We start from the raw sequence: 20,787 nt of genomic DNA on the forward strand, positions 1-20,787 counted from the left end.
GTGCGCGTGCGGCTCCGCGTGGGCGCGGTCGTGCTCGTGCCGCTGTGCGCGTGGGTGCTCGGCGCGTGCGGCGGGGGCAAGGGGTCGAGCTACCAGCAGCCGGCCGGTGCCGCGATCGGGACGATCACGATCCAGGCCGGCAACCTCTTCTTCAAGCCGGACAAGCTGACCGTCGACCGCCCGGGCATCTACGACGTCGAGCTCAAGAACACCCAGAGCGGCGCGCACACGCTCGTGTTCGACGACGTGAAGGGCTTCGAGCTCGAGGTCACGGGCGACGGCAGCACCGACGCGAAGAAGGTCGACCTGACCGCGGGGACACACAAGTTCCACTGCACGATCCCGGGCCACGCCGCCGCGGGGATGAAGGGAACGTTGACCGTCAGGTGATCGCCGAGTCGCGCGGCACCATCACGCGCAACGCACGCGGGACGGTCTCGAGCCGCGCCGGCAGCGGACCGACGCGCTCGCCGCTCGCGTAGAGGTCGATGCCGCCGTCGAGCGACTCGATCGTGACCGTCGCGCCTCGGAGCACCGAGACCGCGGGGTGCTTCGTGTGCGTACCCGCGAAGACGCGCGGGAAGTTCACGACGAAGCCCGGCACGCTGATCCGCCCGATGACGCACACGTCGAAGACGCCGTCGTCGAGCCGCGCGTCCGGCGCGATCTGCATCCCGCCGCCGTAGACCGGGCCGTTGCCGACCGCGAGCAACCACGCGTCGACATCACGCGGCTCGCCGTCGTCGACGCGGACCCGGAAGCGGCGCGGGCGGTACACCGCGAGCGTGCGTGCCACACCCGCGAGGTACAGAGCCGTACCGCTGAGCCGGCGCACCTCGTTGGCCCACCGGTTGACCTCGGCGTCGAACCCGGTGTTCGCGACCGAGCAGAACCAGCGGCCGTCGACACGGCCGAGGTCGACCGTGATCTCGTGACCGTCCGACAACGTCCGCACCGCGCCGGTCAGGTTCCGACGACGGATGCCGAGCGTGCGCGCGAAGTCGTTCCCCGCGCCCGTCGGGACGATCCCGACGAGACCGCCGCACTCGGCGGCGATGCCGGCGACGAGCGCGACCGTCCCGTCACCACCGCACACGAGCACGCCGCGATCCTGCGCGAACGCCTCGCGGGCGATCGACGCCGTCTCGTCGACGTCCGCGGCGACCCGTACGTCGACGTCCGCGCCCGTCCCCGTGAGCTCCGACGTCAGCGTCGGCAGCATCCGGCGCGTGCGGCCGCGGCCGGCGGAGGGGTTCACGACCGCGGTCCAGCGCATGCGGCCGGGACGATATCTGCTTGTAGGTTGAGCGCCGTGCACGATCTCGACGCCAGCCGCATGCCCCGACACGTCGCGATCGTGATGGACGGCAACGGCCGTTGGGCCAAGCGCCGGGGCCTCAAGCGCACCGACGGTCACGCGGCCGGTGAGGAGGCGCTCTTCGACACCGTCGAGGGCGCACTCGAGATCGGGCTCCAGTGGATGACCGTCTACGCGTTCTCGACCGAGAACTGGCGCCGGCCGATCGACGAGGTGCGCTTCCTCATGCACTTCAACGAGAGCCTGCTGCTTCGCCGTCGTGACGACCTGAACGAGCGCGGCGTGCGGGTGCGGTTCATCGGGCGTCGCGGCGGGCGGGTGCCGGCCCGGCTCCGCCGGCAGATCAGCGACGCCGAGGAGCTCACACACCGCAACCGGCGCATGACGCTCACGTTCGCGTTCAACTACGGCGGGCGGGCCGAGCTCGTCGACGCGGTCCGCGCGATCGCGACCGACGCCGCGTCGGGGCGCGTCCGTGCCGACAAGGTCGACGAGCGGATCATCGCGCGTCATCTCTACGCGCCCGACATGCCCGATCCCGATCTGCTCGTGCGCACGTCGGGCGAGTACCGCATCTCGAACTACCTGCTGTGGGAGCTCGCGTACTCGGAGCTGTACTTCACCGACGTGCTGTGGCCCGACTTCCGGCGCGAGCACCTGTTCGAGGCGATCCGCGAGTACCAGCGCCGCGAGCGCCGCTTCGGCGCCGTGGACGAGGGGGGGTAGCGCCGCCTCGACCGCGGCCACCGCCGGCCCGGTTGGTACACAACTCGCGGTCAGAGGCGCGACTTGTGTCCCAACGCGGGATCACAGGGGCGTAACTACACTGGTGTCGTGCCGCTGTACCGGGATCAGGGCGTCGTCCTGCGCACGATCAAGCTCGGCGAGACGGACCGCATCGTCACGGTCTTCACCCAGGGGCACGGCAAGGTGCGGGCCGTCGCGAAGGGCGTGCGCAAGCCCGGGAGCCGGTTCGGGTCGCGGCTCGAGCCGACGAGCCACGTCGCGCTGCAGTGCTACCAGGGGCGCGAGCTCGACGTCGTCACGCAGGTCGAGACCCTCGACGTGCTGCGCCCGCTGCGCGAGGGCTACGGGCTCCTGACGCACGCGCTGTCCATGCTCGAGGCCGTCGACCAGGTGGCCCCGGAGCGCGAGCGGAACCCGGCGCTGTACCGGCTGCTCGTCGGCGCGCTGCGCACGCTCGCGTCGACGCCGTCGCCGGTCGTCACGCCCGCGTTCTTCTGGAAGCTGCTCAGCCTCGAGGGCTTCCACCCCGCGCTCGACGTGTGCGCGCGCTGCGGCGAGAGTGGGCCGTTCGCGGTGTTCGACGTCGCCGAGGGCGGTGTCCTGTGCGAGTCGTGCGGCCGGCTCGCGGGCGGTCGCGTCGTGAGCGACGACGAGCTCGCGTTCCTCGCCCGCATCGTCGGCGGCGACGTGCGCGGCGCGCTCGCGGAACCGCCTCGACCCGACGTGATCGCGCACGTCGAGCGCCTCGCAGTGACATCCCTCGAGTTCCAGCTCGAACGCCGCCTCCGGAGCGCCGCGCTGCTCTAGCCCGATTCGTTCATGCGTCGCTCGCTGTTGCTCTACGACGTTCAGCGACGCATGGACGTTCGAACCTACGCGATCACGTGGCGCGTCGCGGTACGGGAACAGATCGTGCCACGCGGACGTCAGCGCGACGCGATCGACGCCCGTCAGCGCACGCGCGCACCGGCGCGGGCGACGGGCTTCGCGCGCCCCTCCGGTAGCATCGCCCGTCATGCCCCGCAACGACCTGATGGAGCGCGTCGTCAACCTCGCGAAGCGGCGCGGGCTCGTGTTCCCGTCGAGCGAGATCTACGGCGGTTTCCGGTCGACGTGGGACTACGGGCCGCTCGGCGTGCTGCTGAAGCGCAACGTGAAGAACGCGTGGTGGCGCTCGATGGTGCAGCTGCGCGACGACGTCGTCGGCCTGGACGCCGCGATCCTCATGTCGCCGCGTGTGTGGGAGGCGAGTGGTCACGTCGCGACGTTCACCGACCCGCTCGTCGACTGCCGCAATTGTCGTGAGCGGTTCCGCGCGGACCAGCTTCCCGAGTCGGGCGCGTGTCCCAACTGCGGCGCCAAGGACAGCTTCACGGAGGCGCGGCAGTTCAACCTGATGTTCAAGACCTACGTCGGCCCGGTGGAGGACGACGCGTCGGTCGCGTTCCTGCGTCCCGAGACCGCGCAGGGCATCTTCGTCAACTTCCTGAACGTGCAGACGACCGCGCGCAAGAAGCCGCCGTTCGGGATCGCGCAGATCGGCAAGTCGTTCCGCAACGAGATCACACCGGGCAACTTCGTCTTCCGCACTCGTGAGTTCGAGCAGATGGAGATGGAGTTCTTCGTGCCGCCCGAGCAGGCCGACGAGTGGTACGAGTACTGGCGCACCGAGCGGTTCCGTTGGTACGTCGAGCACGGCATCCCCGAAGCGATGCTCCGCCTGCGTGAGCACGAGCAGGACGAGCTCAGCCACTACTCCGCGGCGACGTCCGACGTGGAGTTCGAGTACCCGTGGGGCTGGGGCGAGCTCGAGGGGATCGCGAACCGTACGGACTACGACCTCACGCAGCACGCGAAGTTCAGCGGCCAGGACCTCACCTACTACGACCAGGAGGCCGATCGCCGCTACGTGCCGTACGTCATCGAGCCGGCCGCGGGTGCTGACCGCGCGACGCTCGCGTTCCTGCTCGCGGCGTACGCCGAGGAAGAGGTGCGGGGCGAGAAGCGCACGGTGCTCCGGCTCGACCGGCGGCTCGCCCCGATCGCCGTCGCGGTGCTGCCGCTGTCCAAGAACGAGAAGCTCAACCCGGTGGCGGAGGAGGTCGCAGGTTCGCTGCGGCCGCACTTCATGATCGACGTCGACGTGACGGGGTCGATCGGGCGGCGCTACCGCCGCCAGGACGAGGTCGGCACGCCGTACTGCGTGACGGTCGACTTCGACACGCTCGACGACCACGCGGTCACCGTGCGGGACCGGGACTCGATGGACCAGGACCGGGTCTCGATCGACCGGCTCCTCGGCTACCTCCGGGAGCGCCTCCCGGACTGATCACGTCGATCCCGCGGTGCATGCCGACGAGCGGCCGCGCGATCCTGGTGCGGTGCCCGACTACTACGAGCTCCTCGGCGTCTCGCGCGACGCGCCGACGAGCGAGATCAAGGACGCGTACCGGGCGCTGATCGACCAGGCGCGCAACGGGACCACCGGCAAGAAGCCGGTCGCGGTCACGGCCGACCCCGCCGAGCTCAACCAGGCGTGGAACGTCCTCGCCGACCCATTCCAGCGCCGCCGCTACGACGAGCAGCTCCGGACCGAGCAGCGTGAGGCCGACCCCGAGGCGGCGCCCCCCGCGCCACCGGCACGCACGAAGGGCAGGCGACCGCCGGTCGCGAAATCCGCGCCGGCGACCGACGAGGCCGCCGAAGCGGCCGAGCCCGCGCCGCCCCGCACGATCCTCGGGGCGCTGAAGCAGGGCTCTCGCGGTCAGAGCGAGAGGAAGAAGGTCGAGCCGATCGTCCTCCCGCGTGGCTTGACGGTCGCGCCGCGCGGCCGCCGGATCGCGGCGACCGCGATCGATCTCGTCACCGCGCTCGTTGCCTACATCGCGCTGGAGTTCGTCCTCTACTTCGCGAACCTGCCCGGTGCCGCCGCTCTTGCCGTGTTCTACGGCGGGCTCGCCGCGCTGATCGTCTTCTACGCGCTCGCACCCGTCGCCCGGAGCGGGCAGACGCCCGGCAAGCGGATCATCCACCTGCGCGTCGCGGACGTCACGACGGGTGGCGCGCCCGGGTGGGTCGGTTCGCTGCGCCGCTACGGCGCGCCGATCCTGATCACGGTCGCGATCCCGAACTTCGGCGGGTTCGTCGCGCTGTTCCTCGGGTTCACGTTCCTGAGCGACCCGAACCACCGGAGCCTGCTCGACAAGTTCGCCCGCACGGTCGTCGTCGACGCGTGAGGCGAGCGGCCCCGCCGCTCACGGAGAGCGTTTGTGCGCGGGTGGCGCGCGGCGTCGTGCGTAGGCTGAGAGTGATCGCTGATCGGGAGGAACGATGAAGTACGTCTACGCCTTCGAGGAGGGTTCCAAGGAGCAGAAGTTCCTGCTCGGGGGCAAGGGAGCCAACCTGGCCGAGATGACGAACCTCGGCCTGCCCGTCCCGCCCGGCTTCACGATCAGCACCGACGCGTGCAAGGCGTACCTCGCGGCGGGCAACCGCCTCCCCGACGGGCTGATGGGTGAGGTCGAGACCGCGCTGCGTGCCCTCGAGGACAAGATGGGCAAGCGCCTCGGCGACGATGTCGACCCGCTGCTCGTCTCGGTCCGTTCGGGCGCGCCGTTCTCGATGCCCGGGATGATGGACACCGTCCTCAACCTGGGGCTCAACGACGTCTCCGTCGGAGGTCTCGCGAAGCAGACGGGCAACGAGCGGTTCGCGCTCGACTCGTACCGCCGGTTCGTGCAGATGTTCGGCCGCATCGTGCTCGACATCGACGGCGACGTCTTCGAGCACGCGCTCACGAAGCTCCGCCAAGAGCGCGGCGCGGCGTCCGACACCGACCTCGACGCCGACGACCTGCGCGGTCTCGTCGACACGTTCAAGGGCATCGTGCGCGACAAGACGGGCGAAGACTTCCCGCAGGACCCGCGTGTGCAGCTGCGGCACGCCATCGAGGCCGTGTTCCGGTCGTGGAACGGCAAGCGCGCGCAGGACTACCGGCGCATGGAGAACATCCCCGACGACCTGGGCACCGCCGTCAACGTGCAGACGATGGTGTTCGGCAACAAGGGCGACGACTCGGGGACGGGTGTCGCGTTCACGCGCGATCCCGCCACGGGCGAGAACGTCCGCTACGGCGACTTCCTCGCGAACGCGCAGGGCGAGGACGTCGTGGCCGGGATCCGGGTCACCGAGCATCTCGACGCGATGGGCACGCACTTCCCGCAGCCGCAGCGCGAGCTCCTCGAGATCATGGACCGGCTCGAGCAGCACTACCGCGACATGTGCGACATCGAGTTCACGATCGAGCAGGGACGCCTGTTCATCCTGCAGACGCGTGTGGGGAAGCGCACCGCGGCCGCGGCGCTGCGCATGGCCACCGAGATGGCGGACGAGGGTCTCATCGACAAGCGCGAGGCGGTGCTGCGCGTGCAGCCCGGGCAGCTCGACCAGCTCCTTCACCCGCAGTTCGACCCGTCGGCGCGCTACACGGCGGTCACGAAGGGGCTGAACGCGTCGCCCGGTGCGGCCGTCGGCAAGGTGTACTTCACCGCCGACGAGGCCGAGGCGCGTCACGAGGCGGGGGAGCGCGTGATCCTCGTCCGGCCCGAGACGTCACCCGACGACCTGCACGGGATGATCGCCGCCGAGGGGATCCTCACGTCCCGCGGCGGTCTCGTCAGCCACGCCGCGGTGGTCGCCCGCGGGATGGGCACGCCCGCGGTGTGCGGCGCGGAGGCGGTGCGCATCGACCTCGCGGCGAAGCGCTTCGAGGTCGGGTCGACCGTGGTGAGCGAGGGCGACGTCATCTCGATCAACGGCACGACCGGCGAGGTCGTGATCGGCGAGGTGCCGGTGGTCGTGCCCGAGCCGACGGGGCCGTTCAACACGCTGCTGCAGTGGGCGGACGAGTTCCGGCGGCTCGGTGTGCGGACCAACGCGGATCTTCCCGAGGACGCTGCGCGCGCACGGGCGTTCGGCGCCGAGGGCATCGGTCTGTGCCGCACCGAGCACATGTTCCTCGGCGAGCGGCTGCCCATCGTGCAGCGCATGATCCTCGCCAGCAGCGACGACGAGGAGAACGCCGCGCTCGAGGCGCTGCGCGAGCGCCAGAAGGCCGACTTCGTCGGGATCCTCGAGGCGATGGACGGCCTGCCCGTGACCATCCGCCTGCTCGACCCGCCGTTGCATGAGTTCCTGCCCGACGTCGAGGACCTCCTCGTGCGTCAGGCCAAGGGCGAGCTCGACGAGCAGGGTCGTCACCTGCTCGAGGCCGCGCGCCAGTGGCAGGAGGCGAATCCGATGCTCGGCACGCGTGGTTGCCGGCTCGGGATCATCAAGCCCGGGCTGTACCGCATGCAGGTGCGCGCGATCGTGCAGGCCGCGATCGAGCGGAAGCGTGCGGGGGGCGACCCGCGGGTCGAGATCATGATCCCGCTCGCGGTCACCGAACCGGAGCTCGCGCTGCTCGTCGACTGGACGCGCGACGAGGTGGCCGCGGTCGGACGCGAGGAGGGCGTCGACGTCGACTACCTCGTCGGGACGATGGTCGAGACGCCGCGCGCCGCGATCGTCGCCGACGAGATCGCGCACGTCGCGGAGTTCTTCTCGTTCGGCACCAACGACCTGACGCAGATGACGTTCGGGTTCTCGCGCGACGACGTCGAGGGCCGGTTCATGCCGCGCTACCTCGACCTGCACCTGCTGCCGGCGAACCCGTTCGAGACGATCGACGTCGGCGGCGTCGGGAAGCTCGTGGAGTGGGCCGTCGAGCGCGGGCGCGCGACTCGTCCCGACCTGAAGCTCGGGATCTGCGGCGAGCACGGTGGCGACCCGGAGTCCGTGCGGTTCTGCCACGACGTCGGGCTCGACTACGTCTCGTGCTCGCCGTTCCGGGTCCCGCTCGCCCGGCTCGCGGCCGCCCACGCCGCCATCGGTGCGTCGGACGGGTCGTCGGGAACCGCCTGACCCAGGATCGTTCATGCGTCGCTCGTCGTCGCAGGACGACGTTCAGCGACGCATGGACGCATGGGTGTCGTACCCCGCCGGTATGGTCGGCGGCATGGAGACCATCACTGACGTCGACGTCCGGCATGCGCACGTCGGTGCGTACGTCGGCGGGCCGGTGCTGTCGCGCGAGGAGCGGGAGGCCGCGCTCGACGTCAGGCTCGCGCCCGGCGCCACCCGTCCGGTCGGCGCCGGGACGAGGGCCGAGGCGGAGGAGCCCGACCCGTTTCGCCTCTGCTTCGAGCGCGACCTCGACCGGGTGAAGCACTCGCGGCCGTGGCGGCGCCTCGCGGGCAAGTGCCAGGTGTTCGTCGCACCCGAGGACGACCACCTCCGCACCCGCCTCACGCACGCCGTCGAGGTCGCACAGGTCGCGACGGGGATCGCGCGGGCCGCGAACCTGTGTCTCCCGCTCGTCGAGGCGATCGCGCTCGCGCACGACTGCGGTCACGGCCCGGCGGGCCACGCGTCGGAGGAGGCGTTCACGCCCTACCTGCCGGCGACGGGCTACGACCACGCGGTGTACGGCGCGGACGTCACGCTCGCGCCGCTCAACCTCTGTGCCGAGACGCTCGACGGCGTGCGCAACCACTCGTGGCGACGGCCCGCGCCCTGCACGCCCGAAGGCGAGGTCGTGGCGTGGGCCGACCGCATCGCATACGTCTGCCACGACTTCGAGGACGCGTGTCGCGCCGGGATCCTCGCGCCCGGCGACCTGCCGGCCGAGGTCCGCGACGTCGTCGGGACGCGGCGGTCGGAGCAGATCGGCACCTTCGTGGTCGCCACGCTCGACGCGATCGAGCGGACGGGCAGAGTCGGGATGACCCAGCCTGCGGCCGACGCGCTCGCCGCGTTCCGCGCGTTCAACTTCGAGCGCATCTACCTGCGCCCCGCGGCGCGCCGGCAGGCGGAACGTGTGGTGTCGCTGCTGCGCGGGCTCGTCGAGCACTTCACCGACGTCCCGGCCCGGATCCCCGACGTCGCGTCGGGGCAGGTCCCGACGCCGCCGGCCGGCTCGCCCGAGGCCGCGGCGCGCGCGGTGCACTACGTCAGCGGCATGACCGACCGGTACGCGTTGCGCCTCGGTGTCGAGCTCCTCGGCTGGCGTCCCGAGGACCTGCCCCGCGGGGTGTGACGGCCGTGCGCGCGTAGCCTGAGCCGCCGTGGGCATTCTCGACGAGGACATCGCGCGTGTCCGCGAGATGACCGACCTCGTCGCCGTAGCCGGCGAGCACCTCGCGCTCAAGCGCGTGGGCAAGCGCTACACGGGTCTGTGTCCGTTCCACGCCGAGAAGACACCGTCGTTCTCGATCAACCCGGAGCAGGGCCTCTACTACTGCTTCGGGTGCGGCGCGCGCGGCGACGCGATCACGTTCGTGCGCGAGGTGGAGCATCTCGACTTCGTCGACGCGGTCGAGCGGCTCGCCGCACGCGCGGGCATCGAGCTGCACTACGACAACAGCAACGTCTCGAAGGACCGGCAGCGGCGCAACCGGCTCGTGGACGTCGTCGCGGCGGCGGTCGCGTTCTACCACCGGCTGCTGCTCGAGTCGCCCGACGCCGGGAACGCCCGCGGCTACCTCCGCAGCCGCGGCTTCGACGGCGACGCGGCGCGGCGCTTCTCGCTCGGGTGGGCGCCCGACGGGTTCGACACGTTGAGCCACCACCTGCAGCAGGCGCGCTTCGGGCGGCAGGACGTCGTCGACGCCGGCCTCGCGTTCGTGAACCGGGCGAACCGGTTGCAGGACCAGTTCCGTGCCCGCTTGCTGTTCCCGATCTTCGACGTCCGCGGCGACCCGGTCGGCTTCGGCGGCCGCACGCTCGCCGGCGACGGCCCGAAGTACAAGAACTCGCCCGAGACGCCGATCTACCACAAGAGCCGTCTCCTGTACGGCCTGAACTGGGCGAAGGGTGAAGTGGTGGCGCGCGACGAGGTCGTCATCTGCGAGGGGTACACGGACGTGATGGCGTTCGCGCTCGCGGGAGCGCCGAACGCCGTCGCGACGTGTGGCACCGCGCTCGCGGACGAGCACTTCGCGATGCTGAAGAACCTGACCCGGCGCATCACGCTCGCGTACGACGCCGACGCCGCGGGCCGCTCGGCCGCGGAGCGCTGGTACCAGTGGGAGCAGCAATTCGACGTCGAGGTGCGCGTCGCCGCGCTCCCGCGTGGGCGCGATCCGGCCGACGTGTGGCACGGCGACCCGAAGGCGCTCCTTGCCGCGCTCGACGGTGCGAAGCCCTTCATGCAGTTCCGGATCGACCAGGTCCTCGAGCACGCGCAGCTCGGCACGCCCGAGGGACGCGCCCGGGCCGCGGAGGCCATCGTGCCCGTGCTCGCCGATCATCCCAACGAGCTCGTGCGCGAGGGCTACATCGGGCAGGTCGCGGGCGCGCTCGACCTCCCGCACACGTGGTTCAAGGACGCGCTCGCGCGTCGATCGACGGGTCGACGGCACGCGACCGCACCGGCACGCGACGGCGACGCCGCGGCACGCGACGTCGAGGGGCTCGACCGCCGAGAGCTGGAGGCGCTGCGCATCGCGGTCCACGAGCCGGAGCTCGTCGTGACCTTGCTCGACGCGTCGTTGTTCGCGTCGCCGACGACGCAGGACGCGTTCGCCGCGCTCGCGTCGTCGCACTCGATGCACGACGCGATCGAGGCCGCAGGCCCGCGCGCGCGTGGACTGCTGGAGCGGCTCACGGTGGAGGATCTCGACGTCGGCGAGCACGCGCAGGTCTACGCAGCCGAGGTGCTCGCGAACCTCGTCGAGGTCGCCGCGCAACGCCGTCTGCAGGAGCTCGTCGCGCGCGGCGACGAACGCTCGATCATCGTGAAGCGTGTGCTCGACCAGCTCGTCTGCGAGCGTGATCGTGGTGACTGGCTCGCGGCGCAACGATGCGCGGAGGAGTTGGTACCCTGGGTCCGCGGTCAAGAGGAAGCGGAGTCCGAGTGACCGACGACGAAGAGCGCGACGCGAACGGCGGCGATGCAGACGTGACGCGCGCGCGCGACACCGCGCCTGCGAACGACGTCGAGCTGCTCGTGCGACGCGTCCGCGAGCGCGGCTTCGTCACGACGGGCGAGATCTTCGCCGCGTTGCCGGATCTCGAGCCGGAGACCGCGGAGCTGCAGGCGATCTACGCGCGCATCGGCGCGATGGGAATCGAGGTCGTCGACGAGATCGTCGACGAGCTCGAGCGCGAGGACCAGCGCCGCGCCAGCGGTGCGCCGTCGGCACGGGACACCACCGAACGCAACGGCGCGACCGGCGCGCGCGTCTCGCCGCACCACCCTGCGCCGGAGCCGCACCGGGATCGCGGGGAGCCGGCCGCCCGTCCGCAGACGCCACCGGCCGCACCCGCGCCGCCTCGCGTGTACCGGGCGGAGAGCGCGAGCTTCGACCCCGTCCGGATGTACCTGAAGGAGATCGGCAAGGTCCCGCTCCTCACCGGTCCCCAGGAGGTGACGCTGGCCCAGCGCATCGAGGCCGGCCTGCATGCGGCCGACCAGCTCGAGCAGGCCGACGGGCTGCTGTCGGAGGCCGAGCGCTCGGGGCTCGAGGCGGTCCAGGCCGACGGGATCCTGGCCAAGCGTCAGCTCATCGAGGCGAACCTGCGGCTCGTCGTGTCGATCGCGAAGCGATATGTCGGCCGCGGCATGGTGCTGCTCGACCTCATCCAGGAGGGGAACCTCGGCCTGATCCGCGCGGTCGAGAAGTTCGACTACACGAAGGGCTTCAAGTTCTCGACCTACGCGACGTGGTGGATCCGCCAGGCGATCACGCGCGCCATCGCCGATCAGGCGCGCACGATCCGCATCCCGGTGCACATGGTCGAGACGATGAACAAGGTGCTGCGCGTGCAACGCCAGCTCCTGCAGGAGCTGGGCCGCGAGCCGACGGTCGAGGAGATCGCGGTCAAGGTGGAGATGACGCCCGACCGTGTGCGCGAGATCCAGCGTCTCGGTCAGGAGCCGGTCTCGCTCGAGACGCCCGTCGGCGAGGAGGACGACAGCTTCCTCGGCGACTTCGTCGAGGACCCGACCGCGATCGCGCCGGCGACCGCGGCAGCGCGCGCGTTGCTCACCGAGGCGATCGAGGAGGCACTCGAGGAGCTCAACGAGCGCGAGCGCGCTGTCGTGCGTCTGAGGTTCGGTCTCGACGACGGCCAGGTACGCACGCTCGAAGAGGTCGGCAAGGAGTTCGGTGTCACCCGCGAGCGCATTCGGCAGATCGAGTCGAAGACGCTCGCGAAGCTGCGCCACCCGACGCGCTCGAAGCGCCTGCGCGACTACCTCGAGGAGCCATAGCGGAGGCGTGGCCAGAGGCCGGGACGCCGGAGCGGTGGCGACCAATCGAGAGGAGCCGTAGCGCTAACGGGTCGCGAGCTCCTCGACGACGACACCGGTGATGTCGATCGTCGTGTCGCGGGGACGGATGCGTTCCATGCCGAGGTCGACCGCCGCCCGTGCCTTCTCGAACGCGCGGCTGTCGCGCGCCCGGCCCATCATGCGGCGCATCTGGTCGTAGCGCTCGCGGCCGGCCTTCGCGCCGAGGTAGTACCCGGCTGCGAACCCGACGGCGACGCCCATACGGAATCTCATGGCGCTTGTCATACCCGACGTCGGTGACGCGCTGCACGCCGGTCCGATCGTCCGGCCACCGGCCGTCGTGGCCCGGCCGCCTGCTCGAACCGCTCAAGTCGGCCGGGGGGAGGCCGATGACCGCGCTGGTAACGTGGCTCGTCCACCGGTCCGGGGTAGCTCAACCGGCAGAGCAAGCGGCTGTTAACCGCTAGGTTGAGAGTTCGAGTCTCTCCCCCGGAGCAGGATCACGCCTCGCCGGCCGGTCGCACGCGAGCGACCGTCGTGAGCGAGCAGTAGTACAGGTCGCGGTCCCAGCCCGGCGCGGGGAAGACGACCGACTGGATCGGGCTCCCCGTCCCGGCTCTCGCGAGCTCGTCACCGGTCGCGACGTCCACGATGACGACGTCGTCATGTCCGTCGTGATGGTCGTACGTGACCAGCTCGCCGGTGTCGGGCCACAGCAGCATGTGACCGCCGTGGTCCTGATCGCGCCGCCATCGCGGCGCGATGTCGTGCCGGTCGTACGCGAACGCGGCGAGCACGCCGTTGCCGCTGTCGAAGCCGACCGCGATCCGGCGGACGGGATCGACGAGCGGCGGGTTCACGACGATCCCACCGGGCTTCCCGCAGATCTCGACGAGCTCGACGTCGCCGCCGTGACCGTCGACCGCTGCGCGTACGAGGTGGAGGGGCGCGGTCGCGATGCCGCGGCCGCGGAAGCTGCCGGCGAAGCGGTCGCTGCCCGCGCCGTTGTCGAGGAACCATGCGCTCCCGGACGCGAGCACCGGATCCCAGCCGTAGTGCTGTCCGTCGAAGCGCACGTACGGAGCGCGCCACTGCTCGTCGTGGACGAGCCGCGTCCCGTCCCAGTCGAACCGGTGCACTCCGGTCGTGCCGACGACGTACACCGTCGAGCCGTCCGCGCTGATCCGCGCGATCGAGTCCTCCGGCACGTCGACCTCGGGACCCGCGGGACGGAGGCGGTCCGGTTCGAGGACGACGAGCCGCGACCGGTCGGACCCGTCCATCACGAGGTCCTTCATCACGACGTGACCGTCGGGAAGGATCACGAGCGAGTTGTACGGACGGTCGCGCGGCAGCTCGCGCGACGCGACGAGCGCGCAGTCGGGATCGAGCCGGTGGCACCACCGTCCCGCGGTGACGTAGAGGTCGCCGTTCGCGTGCACGGCGACGCCTCCGGGCCACCACGGTCCCGCGGGGAGCTCGGGCGACGCGTGCAACGTCGTGAGTGAGATCGGGTCGACCCGTTCGACGACGCTCGTCGGGCTGCCGGGCGCGAACGCATGGACGTACACCTCGCCGGGATCGCGCAGCACCACCATCGTTGTGCCGAGCAGCTCGCGTGACGTGACGTCGAGCGCCTCACCGCACTGCAGGCGCGGACCCGCGATCCCCTGCGGTGTCTGCAACCGCCGCGGCCCGCCGTCCTCACCGGGCCACGGGCTGGGCCAGTACCCGCTGTCTGTCATCGTGGGGCCGGCAGGGATCGAACCTGCGACCTAGGGATTATGAGTCCCACGCTCTGACCACTGAGCTACGGCCCCGCAGCATCCTCGCGTACGCCGGTCCCGCGGGACCGCCGGCGACGGTGACGGTGACGGCGCGTAGTGTCGACCGTCGTGACGGACGAACACGCGGCGCCCTCGGGCGCGCAGCACACGATCACCGCCGGCGGATATCGGGCGACGGTCGTGGAGGTCGGCGGTGGGCTCCGCGCGATCGAGCTCGACGGCATGCCGGTGCTCGACGGGTACGGCGAGGACGAGATGTGCGACGGCGCGCGCGGGCAGCTCCTGATCCCGTGGCCGAACCGCGTCGACCACGGCACCTATCGCTTCGCCGGCGAGGAGCGTCAGCTCGACATCACCGAGCCCGACCGCGACTGCGCGATCCACGGTCTCGCACGCTGGCAGAACTGGGACGCCGCACGCGACGGTGACGCGGCTGTGACGATGAGCCTGCGGCTGCACGCGCATCCCGGCTGGCCGCACGTTCTCGACCTCGAGGCGCGCTACGTGCTCGACGCGGCCGACGGCCTCACGGTCACGATCACGGCGACCAACGTCGGCGCGACGCCCGCGCCGTACGGCAACGGGGCGCATCCGTATGTGACCGCGGGGACGCCGACGATCGACGCGTGCACGATGCAGCTTCCCGGCGGGACTCGCTACACGCACGACGATCGCGGCATCCCGACCGGGCGCGAGCGAGTCGACGGCACTCGCTACGACTACCGCGACCCGCGGCCGCTCGGTGACGCAAAGCTCGACGAGGCGTTCACGGACCTCGTGCGGGATGGCGACGGGCGCGCGTGGGCGCACCTGACCAACCCCGGCGGCACGACGGTCTCCCTCTGGGTCGACGACACCTATCCCTGCCTCGAGGTGTTCACCGGCGACCATCTCCCGCGCCCTGAGAAGCGACGCACCGGGCTCGGCCTGGAGCCGATGACGTGCCCGCCGAACGCGTACGTGACGGGTGAGTCGTTGATCACGCTCGAGCCGGGGCGGCGCGTCACGAATACGTGGGGGATCGTGGCGCGGCGCTGACCGCGGGCTACTCGGCGTCGAGCGCGTCCGCCTTCGCGCGCGCGTCGTCCTCCGCTCGCCGCGCCTTGACCGTCGCCCGCTGCGCCGCGTCGCGTTCGCGCTTCGCGTCACGGACGCGGTCGCGCGCCGCGTCGAGCTCGACACGCGCGTCGTGGAGGGCACGCTCGAGCTGTTGCACGTGGCCCGCCGCGTCGTCGGCGTCGTGCTCGGCCGCCGCGAGCTCGGCGGCCGCGTCGTCCTCGTCGCGCTCGGCCCGCCGCGTCGCCGCCACCGCGGCTTCCACGCGCTCGCGTGCTGCGTCGCGCTCACGCGACGCGCGGCGCGCGGGTGGCTTGGCCGCCTTCTTCGCGGGTGGTGCGCGGTCGGGGACGATCGACAGCGCGCCGATGTCGCCGAAGCCGCTCCCGGGCGCGACCTCGTGCTCGAGCCGTCCGCGGAGCAACGCGCCGGCGACGTCCTCGGACGTCGTCGCGGCCTCGAGCGTCTCGGTCACCTGCTGGTGCACGGCCGCGCTTACGGTGCGGCCTGCGTCCCGGAGGACGTCCTTGGTCCGGCTCGCCACGCGCTCGATCACCTTGCGCCGGCGGGCGCCCGCCTGACGTAGCTCCTCGGCGCCGACTCCGGACAGCGCGCGCCGTTGCGCGCGGCGGAGCTCCTCGGCGACGTCGGCGATCTCCCCCAGCACGTCGGGATGCGATCGTGCGACCTGGTTGAGGGCCCATGCCGCGACCGTGGGCTTGCGGAGCCCGCGGACCTCTTTCGCGCCCTCGGTGTCGCCGTGCGCGCGCAGGTCCTTGGCGAGCGCGTTGCGCGCGTCGACGAACTGCTCGGGTGGGAGCGCGTAGAGGTCCGAGACGCGCTCGTCGGCGTCCTCGGCCGGTGTCGGGGCCACGCGCGCACGGTAGCGGTGCCGGCGTCACGAGGGTCCGGTCTGGGTAACACAGCCGCCAGGAGGTGAGTGCGATGGCATCCCGGGCGATCTGGAGCGGTTCGATCACGTTCGGCCTCGTGAACGTGCCCGTGAAGCTGTACACCGCGACGCAGCCGAAGGACGTCCGGTTCCACCAGTTCGAGAAGGGGTCGGGCAAGCGCGTCCACAACAAGCGCGTCGCCGAAGGGACGGACAAGGAGGTCGCCTACGACGACATCGTCAAGGGCTACGAGGTCCACAAGGGCGAGTTCGTCATCGTCACGCCCGACGAGCTCGAGGCCGTCGCCCCGGGCCGCAGCTCGACGATCGACATCGAGGACTTCGTCGATCTCACGGACATCGACCCCATCTACTACGAGCGCACGTACTACGTCGGCCCCGCGAACGACGCCGCGGCGCGCACGTACCGGCTGCTCGTCGACGCGATGGCGGATACCGGCAAAGCGGCGATCGGTCGCTTCGTCATGCGCACGAAGGAGTACCTCGCGGCACTGCGTGCCGACGGCGGGTTGCTCGTGCTCGAGACACTGTTCTTCGCGGACGAGATCCGTGACGCGCGCGACGCCGTCGGCGCGGTGAAGCGCGCCAAGGTCGGCGACCGCGAGCTCCGCATCGCGCGGCAGCTGATCGACTCGATGGCGACCGAGTGGGATCCGACGCGCTACGCCGACACCTACCGCGAGCGCGTGCTCGACCTGATCGAGCGCAAGGCGAAGGGTGAGGAGATCGTCGTCAGCGAGCCGGAGCAGCGCGCGCCCGTCCTCGACCTCATGGCCGCGCTCGAGCAGAGCCTGGACGCCGCTCGCGAGGGCAAGAAGACGAAGGAGGGGGCCGCCTCGAACGGGAGCCGCGGCAAGAAGACCGACTACGACGGCTGGTCACGCGCGCAGCTCGAGGACGAGGCGCGCAAGCGCGACATCCCCGGTCGGTCGAAGATGAACAAGGACGAGCTCGTCGACGCGCTCCGGCGCGCGTCGTGAGCGACGGGGACGGGCCGACCCCCGTCCCCGCCCGCCCGTCACGCGCTCACGCGTTCGGCTTCGCCGCGCTGATGTCCGCGAGCGCCGACTCGGAGTCGCGCTCCATCGCGAGGTCGCCGATCGACACGATCCCTACGGCCTTGCCGTTGTCGACGACCGGGAGGCGCCGCAGCGCCTTGTCCCGCATCACCTGGACGGCCTTCGAGATGTCGTCGCTCGGCGAGAGCGTCGTCAGGTTCCCGCTGCAGATGTCCGAGAGATGCACCTGGTCGGGGTTCTTTCCCTCGGCGACAGTGCGGACCGTGATGTCGCGGTCGGTGACGATCCCTGCGATCTTGTTGTCGTCGGTGACGACGACGTCCCCGATCCCCGAGTCGCGCATCGCGCGTGCCGCCTCGGTGACGCTCGACCCCGCGGGCAACGACACGACGTTGCTGGTCATGACGTCCTTCAGCGTGTGGGCCATCGGTCCTCCTTCGGCGTCGGATGCTCGTCGCGTGGTACCCGCCGCCCGCCGTGCGGCATGCAGGCTTGCCCGGTGCCGTTCGAACATCTGTCCGCGGTGGTGGCCCCGGTGCTTCGCCGTCGCCTAGCGTTTGCCCCACCACCGGCAGGGACAGTGAGTGGCCGTGCAACGCGTCGACCGTGAGCAGCTCCTGAGGCTTCTGGACGAGGAGCACGCCCAGCTCGTCGACGTGCTCCCCGCGGACGAGTACGCCCGCTCGCATCTTCCCGGTGCCGTGAACCTCCCGCTCGAGCACCTGATCGACGCGTTCGAGCAGCTCGACCCGACCCGGCCGGTCGTCGTCTACTGCTCCGACGCGCACTCCGACCTCAGCGCCCGCGCCGTCGCCCGCCTGCGCGACGCCGGCATCGAGCGCGTCTACCGGTACGACGGCGGACGTTCGGACTGGCGCGCCGCCGGCCTCCCCGTGGAGGGTCGGGACACCGACTCGCCGCGCGCAGGTACCGTCGCCCGTCGCGACGTGCCGACCGCGCGGGTCGGCGAGCAGATCGCCGACGTTGCGGACCGGGTGGGCCCGTACCGGACCGACGCGGTCGTCGTCGTCGACGACGGCGGTGTGGTGCTCGGGCTCCTCCCCGGCGAGTCCCTGGCGCTGCGCGACGCCGTCGTGCGCGAAAAGCTCGACGACGCCGCGATCACCGTCCGCGCCGACGAGCCGCTGCACGACCTCGCGGCGCGGATGCGCAAGGAGGACGCGGTATCGGTGCTCGTGACCGACCCCGACGGCCACCTGCTCGGTCTCGCGCGTCGTGACGACGTCGAGCGCCTCGACCGCGAGCACTGACCGCTACTGCCCGAGGTCCAGGATCGCGGGGACGAGACGGTTCGAGCGCGTGCGGACCTCGCGCAGCGCGTCGACGACCCGCGGATCGGCGCGCGTCTCGTCGCGTGGCGGGTTCAGCTCGCCGACAGTCACGTCCTCGCCGAGCGCGTGCGCGACGACGAGCCGGGCACCGACCGACGCGGCGTCGTCGTGGACGCGGCGCCGTGCGGGGAGGTCGGTCGCCGCGCTCACGGTCGTGCGCCACAGCTCGCCGGCCGCACCGCCACCGGCGAGCGCGACCGCGACCGCATCGTGGGCGAGCAGCTCGACGCACCGGGCGACATCGACCGCGACGGCTTCGACGATCGCGCGCGCCAGGTCTGCTGCGGTGTGCGCCGCAGTGACGCCCGCGAACGCGGCGTGCGCGTCCGGCTGCCAGAACGGACCGCGCGCGCCGTTGAGCCACGGCAGCGCGACGACGCCGCGCGCGCCGGGCTGCGACTCGGTCGTGGCCGCCGCGAGCAGGTCGTCGTGCGGGCGGCCCGTCAAGCTCGCGAGCCAGCCCAACGCCGCGCCGCTCGCCGACAGCCCCGCCTCGACGACGAACCCGCCGTTCGCACCGCGCGACACCGCGGCGACACGGGGAAGCACGTCGACGGGACCCGGATGGGGGACGGAGACGTTCGCGGTCGTGCCCCACGAGACCATAGGGACGTCCGGCGTCGCGCCGGTCCCGAGCACCTCGCAGGCCCGGTCGCCCGCGCCCGGTACGACGACCGTGTCGTGCGGGAGCCCGAGCTCGGGCGCGCCCGCGCCCGCGGCGCGAAACGTCGAGGTGGACGGAACGACACGCGGGAGGCGGTCGCCCACGCGCGCGACGACCGGACCCGTGCGTTCACAACGCTCGAGTGAGGACAGCCCGGTCCGCGACTCGAGCGTGGGCTCCGTCACGACGTCGCCGGTCACCTGGGCCAGCACCCAGTCGCGCGGCGACAGGAGCCACCGCGCGCTCGCGACGACGTCCGGCTCGTGCTTCGCGACCCAGAGCATCTTCGCGGCGCAGCACGCGCTGTTCGCGACGACGCCGGTTCGGGCCCGGGTCTCGTCTGCGTCGCCGAGCTCGTCCACGACGTCGGCGGCCCGCTGATCGGACCACAGCACACCGGCGCGCACGGGTGCGAGGTCGTCGTCGAACAGCGCGAACGTCTCGCGCGCGGCGGCGAAGCCGACCGCGTCGAGACGTGCATACGTCTCGGGATCGTCAGCGCGTACTTCGGCGCACACGTCCGCGACGGAGCGCCACCAGTCGGACGGGTCCTGCTCGGCCCAGCCCGGTCGGGGATGGACCGTCGAGATCGGCGCACGGGCGCGGGCGACGACGTCCGACCCCGCCCACAGGACCGCCTTCGTGGCACTCGTCCCGAGGTCGAGCGTCAGGACGCGCACGCGGTCACTCGACGTGCGCGAGCTCGCGCACGACCTTCGCGAGCGCGGAGAAGTCCTCCCGGCCGTACCCGGCGGCGCTCGCGGCGCCGAGGATCTGGCGGACGATCCCGGACGTGAACGCCGGTGTCCGGGCCCGCGCCGCGTACGCGATCGCGAGATCGAGGTCCTTGGCCATGAGGTCGGTCATGAAGCCCGGCTTCCAGCCGTTCGACGCGGGGCTCTCGGGAACGACGCCGGCCTCGGGGAGGCGGGTGCGCACCGCGACGCAGTCACCCGTCGAGTGGGTCAGCACCTCGTGGAGCTTCGCGAGGTCGGCACCCGCCTTGGCCGCCATCGCGGTCGCCTCCGCGGTCGCGAGCATCTGCGCGGCGTAGATCATGTTGTTGCACAGCTTCACGACCTGGCCCATGCCCGGCCCGCCCACGTGCACGATCAGTCCCGCGAACGGCTCGAGCGCGGGACGGGCCGCGTCGAGCGTCGCCGCGTCGCCGCCGACCATGAGGGTGAGCGTCCCGTTCTGCGCGCCTGCCGTTCCGCCGGACAGCGGCGCCTCGAGGTAGCGCGCGCCCGTCGCCGCGACTCGATCGTGTTGCGCGCGCTCGACGTCGGGGTCGATCGTCGACGTGTCGACGACGATCTTCCCGGGTCCGAGCACGGGGAGCGCGTCGTCGACGCAGCCGGCGACGTCGGGCGAGCTCGGCACGCACAGGAGGGTGATCTCGCTCGCCTCCGCGACGCCGCGCGGTCCGTCGCCCTCGCGCGCGCCGGCCGCGACCGCGGCGTCGATCGGCCCGCGGCTGCGTGACGCGACGGTGACCTCGTGGCCCGCGTCGACGAGGTGCCTCGTCATCGGGAGACCCATCGCCCCGAGCCCGACGAAACCGACTCTCATCAGCACCTCCGGCCACGCGGCGG

At 71.7% G+C, this 20,787-nt stretch carries 19 protein-coding genes and 2 tRNA genes; 13 read left to right on the plus strand and 8 right to left on the minus strand.

Going from position 1 to position 20,787, the window contains the following annotated elements; all coding sequences use genetic code 11:
- Positions 1 to 390: a plastocyanin/azurin family copper-binding protein gene (locus VFC33_00405; GenBank protein ID HZR11685.1), complete on the plus strand. Its 390-nt coding sequence runs from the start codon at positions 1 to 3 to the stop codon at positions 388 to 390.
- Here VFC33_00405 and VFC33_00410 read toward each other — a convergent pair.
- On the minus strand, positions 383 to 1,276 hold the full coding sequence (locus VFC33_00410) for a diacylglycerol kinase family protein (protein ID HZR11686.1): 894 nt from the start codon (positions 1,274 to 1,276) through the stop codon (positions 383 to 385). The genes VFC33_00405 and VFC33_00410 overlap by 8 nt on opposite strands.
- 36 nt (positions 1,277 to 1,312) lie before the next feature.
- Between VFC33_00410 and VFC33_00415 the strand changes: the two genes are divergently transcribed.
- The 8 genes from VFC33_00415 (at position 1,313) to rpoD (ending at position 12,380) form a co-directional block, all read left to right on the plus strand.
- Entirely contained in the window at positions 1,313 to 2,044 is a 732-nt protein-coding gene (locus VFC33_00415) for an isoprenyl transferase (protein HZR11687.1), read from the plus strand.
- Between the two features lie 108 nt (positions 2,045 to 2,152).
- Complete coding sequence (recO, locus tag VFC33_00420) at positions 2,153 to 2,872, plus strand: DNA repair protein RecO (GenBank protein HZR11688.1); 720 nt, start codon at positions 2,153 to 2,155, stop codon at positions 2,870 to 2,872.
- Positions 2,873 to 3,080: 208 nt separating this feature from the next.
- Positions 3,081 to 4,394, plus strand: a complete 1,314-nt coding sequence (locus VFC33_00425; protein HZR11689.1) for a glycine--tRNA ligase — start codon at positions 3,081 to 3,083, stop codon at positions 4,392 to 4,394.
- Positions 4,395 to 4,446: 52 nt separating this feature from the next.
- The gene (locus tag VFC33_00430; protein ID HZR11690.1) at positions 4,447 to 5,301 is read left to right on the plus strand and encodes an RDD family protein; all 855 of its coding nucleotides are present in this window, start codon (positions 4,447 to 4,449) and stop codon (positions 5,299 to 5,301) included.
- Between the two features lie 94 nt (positions 5,302 to 5,395).
- Positions 5,396 to 8,029: a pyruvate, phosphate dikinase gene (gene ppdK / locus VFC33_00435; GenBank protein HZR11691.1), complete on the plus strand. Its 2,634-nt coding sequence runs from the start codon at positions 5,396 to 5,398 to the stop codon at positions 8,027 to 8,029.
- A gap of 94 nt (positions 8,030 to 8,123) precedes the next feature.
- A complete protein-coding gene (locus tag VFC33_00440; protein HZR11692.1) occupies positions 8,124 to 9,203 on the plus strand; it encodes an HD domain-containing protein in 1,080 nt (359 codons plus the stop codon).
- A 28-nt stretch (positions 9,204 to 9,231) separates the two neighbouring features.
- Complete coding sequence (gene dnaG, locus VFC33_00445; protein ID HZR11693.1) at positions 9,232 to 11,025, plus strand: DNA primase; 1,794 nt, start codon at positions 9,232 to 9,234, stop codon at positions 11,023 to 11,025.
- Complete coding sequence (rpoD, locus tag VFC33_00450; GenBank protein ID HZR11694.1) at positions 11,022 to 12,380, plus strand: RNA polymerase sigma factor RpoD; 1,359 nt, start codon at positions 11,022 to 11,024, stop codon at positions 12,378 to 12,380. The genes dnaG and rpoD overlap by 4 nt, the downstream gene beginning before the upstream one ends.
- 63 nt (positions 12,381 to 12,443) lie before the next feature.
- Here rpoD and VFC33_00455 read toward each other — a convergent pair whose 3' ends face one another.
- Complete coding sequence (locus VFC33_00455) at positions 12,444 to 12,674, minus strand: hypothetical protein (GenBank protein ID HZR11695.1); 231 nt, start codon at positions 12,672 to 12,674, stop codon at positions 12,444 to 12,446.
- Between the two features lie 149 nt (positions 12,675 to 12,823).
- Between VFC33_00455 and VFC33_00460 the strand changes: the two genes are divergently transcribed.
- Positions 12,824 to 12,896: transfer RNA gene (locus VFC33_00460), tRNA-Asn, on the plus strand.
- Between the two features lie 5 nt (positions 12,897 to 12,901).
- Here VFC33_00460 and VFC33_00465 read toward each other — a convergent pair.
- Positions 12,902 to 14,146, minus strand: coding sequence for a hypothetical protein (locus tag VFC33_00465; GenBank protein ID HZR11696.1), 1,245 nt, complete (start codon positions 14,144 to 14,146; stop codon positions 12,902 to 12,904).
- Between the two features lie 2 nt (positions 14,147 to 14,148).
- A tRNA-Ile gene (locus VFC33_00470) sits at positions 14,149 to 14,221 on the minus strand.
- 75 nt (positions 14,222 to 14,296) lie between these two features.
- Here VFC33_00470 and VFC33_00475 point away from each other — a divergent pair.
- Complete coding sequence (locus tag VFC33_00475) at positions 14,297 to 15,226, plus strand: aldose 1-epimerase family protein (GenBank protein ID HZR11697.1); 930 nt, start codon at positions 14,297 to 14,299, stop codon at positions 15,224 to 15,226.
- A 7-nt stretch (positions 15,227 to 15,233) separates the two neighbouring features.
- Here the strand turns inward: VFC33_00475 and VFC33_00480 are convergent, their stop codons facing one another.
- Positions 15,234 to 16,118: a hypothetical protein gene (locus VFC33_00480; GenBank protein HZR11698.1), complete on the minus strand. Its 885-nt coding sequence runs from the start codon at positions 16,116 to 16,118 to the stop codon at positions 15,234 to 15,236.
- Between the two features lie 71 nt (positions 16,119 to 16,189).
- Here VFC33_00480 and VFC33_00485 point away from each other — a divergent pair, with 71 nt between their 5' ends.
- Entirely contained in the window at positions 16,190 to 17,137 is a 948-nt protein-coding gene (locus VFC33_00485; GenBank protein ID HZR11699.1) for a Ku protein, read from the plus strand.
- Between the two features lie 46 nt (positions 17,138 to 17,183).
- Here the strand turns inward: VFC33_00485 and VFC33_00490 are convergent, their stop codons facing one another.
- Positions 17,184 to 17,603 carry a CBS domain-containing protein gene (locus tag VFC33_00490; protein ID HZR11700.1) on the minus strand — a complete coding sequence of 140 codons (420 nt, stop codon included), beginning with the start codon at positions 17,601 to 17,603 and terminating at the stop codon, positions 17,184 to 17,186.
- A 163-nt stretch (positions 17,604 to 17,766) separates the two neighbouring features.
- Between VFC33_00490 and VFC33_00495 the strand changes: the two genes are divergently transcribed.
- Positions 17,767 to 18,447 (plus strand): rhodanese-like domain-containing protein, encoded by a 681-nt coding sequence (locus tag VFC33_00495; GenBank protein ID HZR11701.1) that lies wholly within the window; start codon positions 17,767 to 17,769, stop codon positions 18,445 to 18,447.
- Between the two features lie 3 nt (positions 18,448 to 18,450).
- Here the strand turns inward: VFC33_00495 and VFC33_00500 are convergent, their stop codons facing one another.
- Both VFC33_00500 and VFC33_00505 read right to left on the minus strand, forming a co-directional pair.
- Complete coding sequence (locus tag VFC33_00500; protein HZR11702.1) at positions 18,451 to 19,872, minus strand: FGGY family carbohydrate kinase; 1,422 nt, start codon at positions 19,870 to 19,872, stop codon at positions 18,451 to 18,453.
- Between the two features lie 4 nt (positions 19,873 to 19,876).
- The gene (locus VFC33_00505; protein HZR11703.1) at positions 19,877 to 20,764 is read right to left on the minus strand and encodes an NAD(P)-dependent oxidoreductase; all 888 of its coding nucleotides are present in this window, start codon (positions 20,762 to 20,764) and stop codon (positions 19,877 to 19,879) included.
- Positions 20,765 to 20,787: the final 23 nt, after the last annotated feature.

Source organism: Acidimicrobiia bacterium (assembly GCA_035651955.1).
GTDB lineage: Bacteria > Actinomycetota > Acidimicrobiia > IMCC26256 > JAMXLJ01 > JAMXLJ01.

What these genes read in the sequence shown, in the direction of transcription:
- VFC33_00425 (HZR11689.1), top strand. Translation starts at nt 3,081, where the DNA reads ATGCCCCGCAACGACCTGATGGAGCGCGTCGTCAACCTCGCGAAGCGG.
- VFC33_00440 (HZR11692.1), top strand. Translation starts at nt 8,124, where the DNA reads ATGGAGACCATCACTGACGTCGACGTCCGGCATGCGCACGTCGGTGCG.
- VFC33_00465 (HZR11696.1), bottom strand. Translation starts at nt 14,146, where the DNA reads ATGACAGACAGCGGGTACTGGCCCAGCCCGTGGCCCGGTGAGGACGGC.
- VFC33_00410 (HZR11686.1), bottom strand. Translation starts at nt 1,276, where the DNA reads ATGCGCTGGACCGCGGTCGTGAACCCCTCCGCCGGCCGCGGCCGCACG.
- VFC33_00455 (HZR11695.1), bottom strand. Translation starts at nt 12,674, where the DNA reads ATGAGATTCCGTATGGGCGTCGCCGTCGGGTTCGCAGCCGGGTACTAC.
- VFC33_00490 (HZR11700.1), bottom strand. Translation starts at nt 17,603, where the DNA reads ATGGCCCACACGCTGAAGGACGTCATGACCAGCAACGTCGTGTCGTTG.
- VFC33_00485 (HZR11699.1), top strand. Translation starts at nt 16,190, where the DNA reads ATGGCATCCCGGGCGATCTGGAGCGGTTCGATCACGTTCGGCCTCGTG.
- VFC33_00505 (HZR11703.1), bottom strand. Translation starts at nt 20,764, where the DNA reads ATGAGAGTCGGTTTCGTCGGGCTCGGGGCGATGGGTCTCCCGATGACG.
- ppdK (HZR11691.1), top strand. Translation starts at nt 5,396, where the DNA reads ATGAAGTACGTCTACGCCTTCGAGGAGGGTTCCAAGGAGCAGAAGTTC.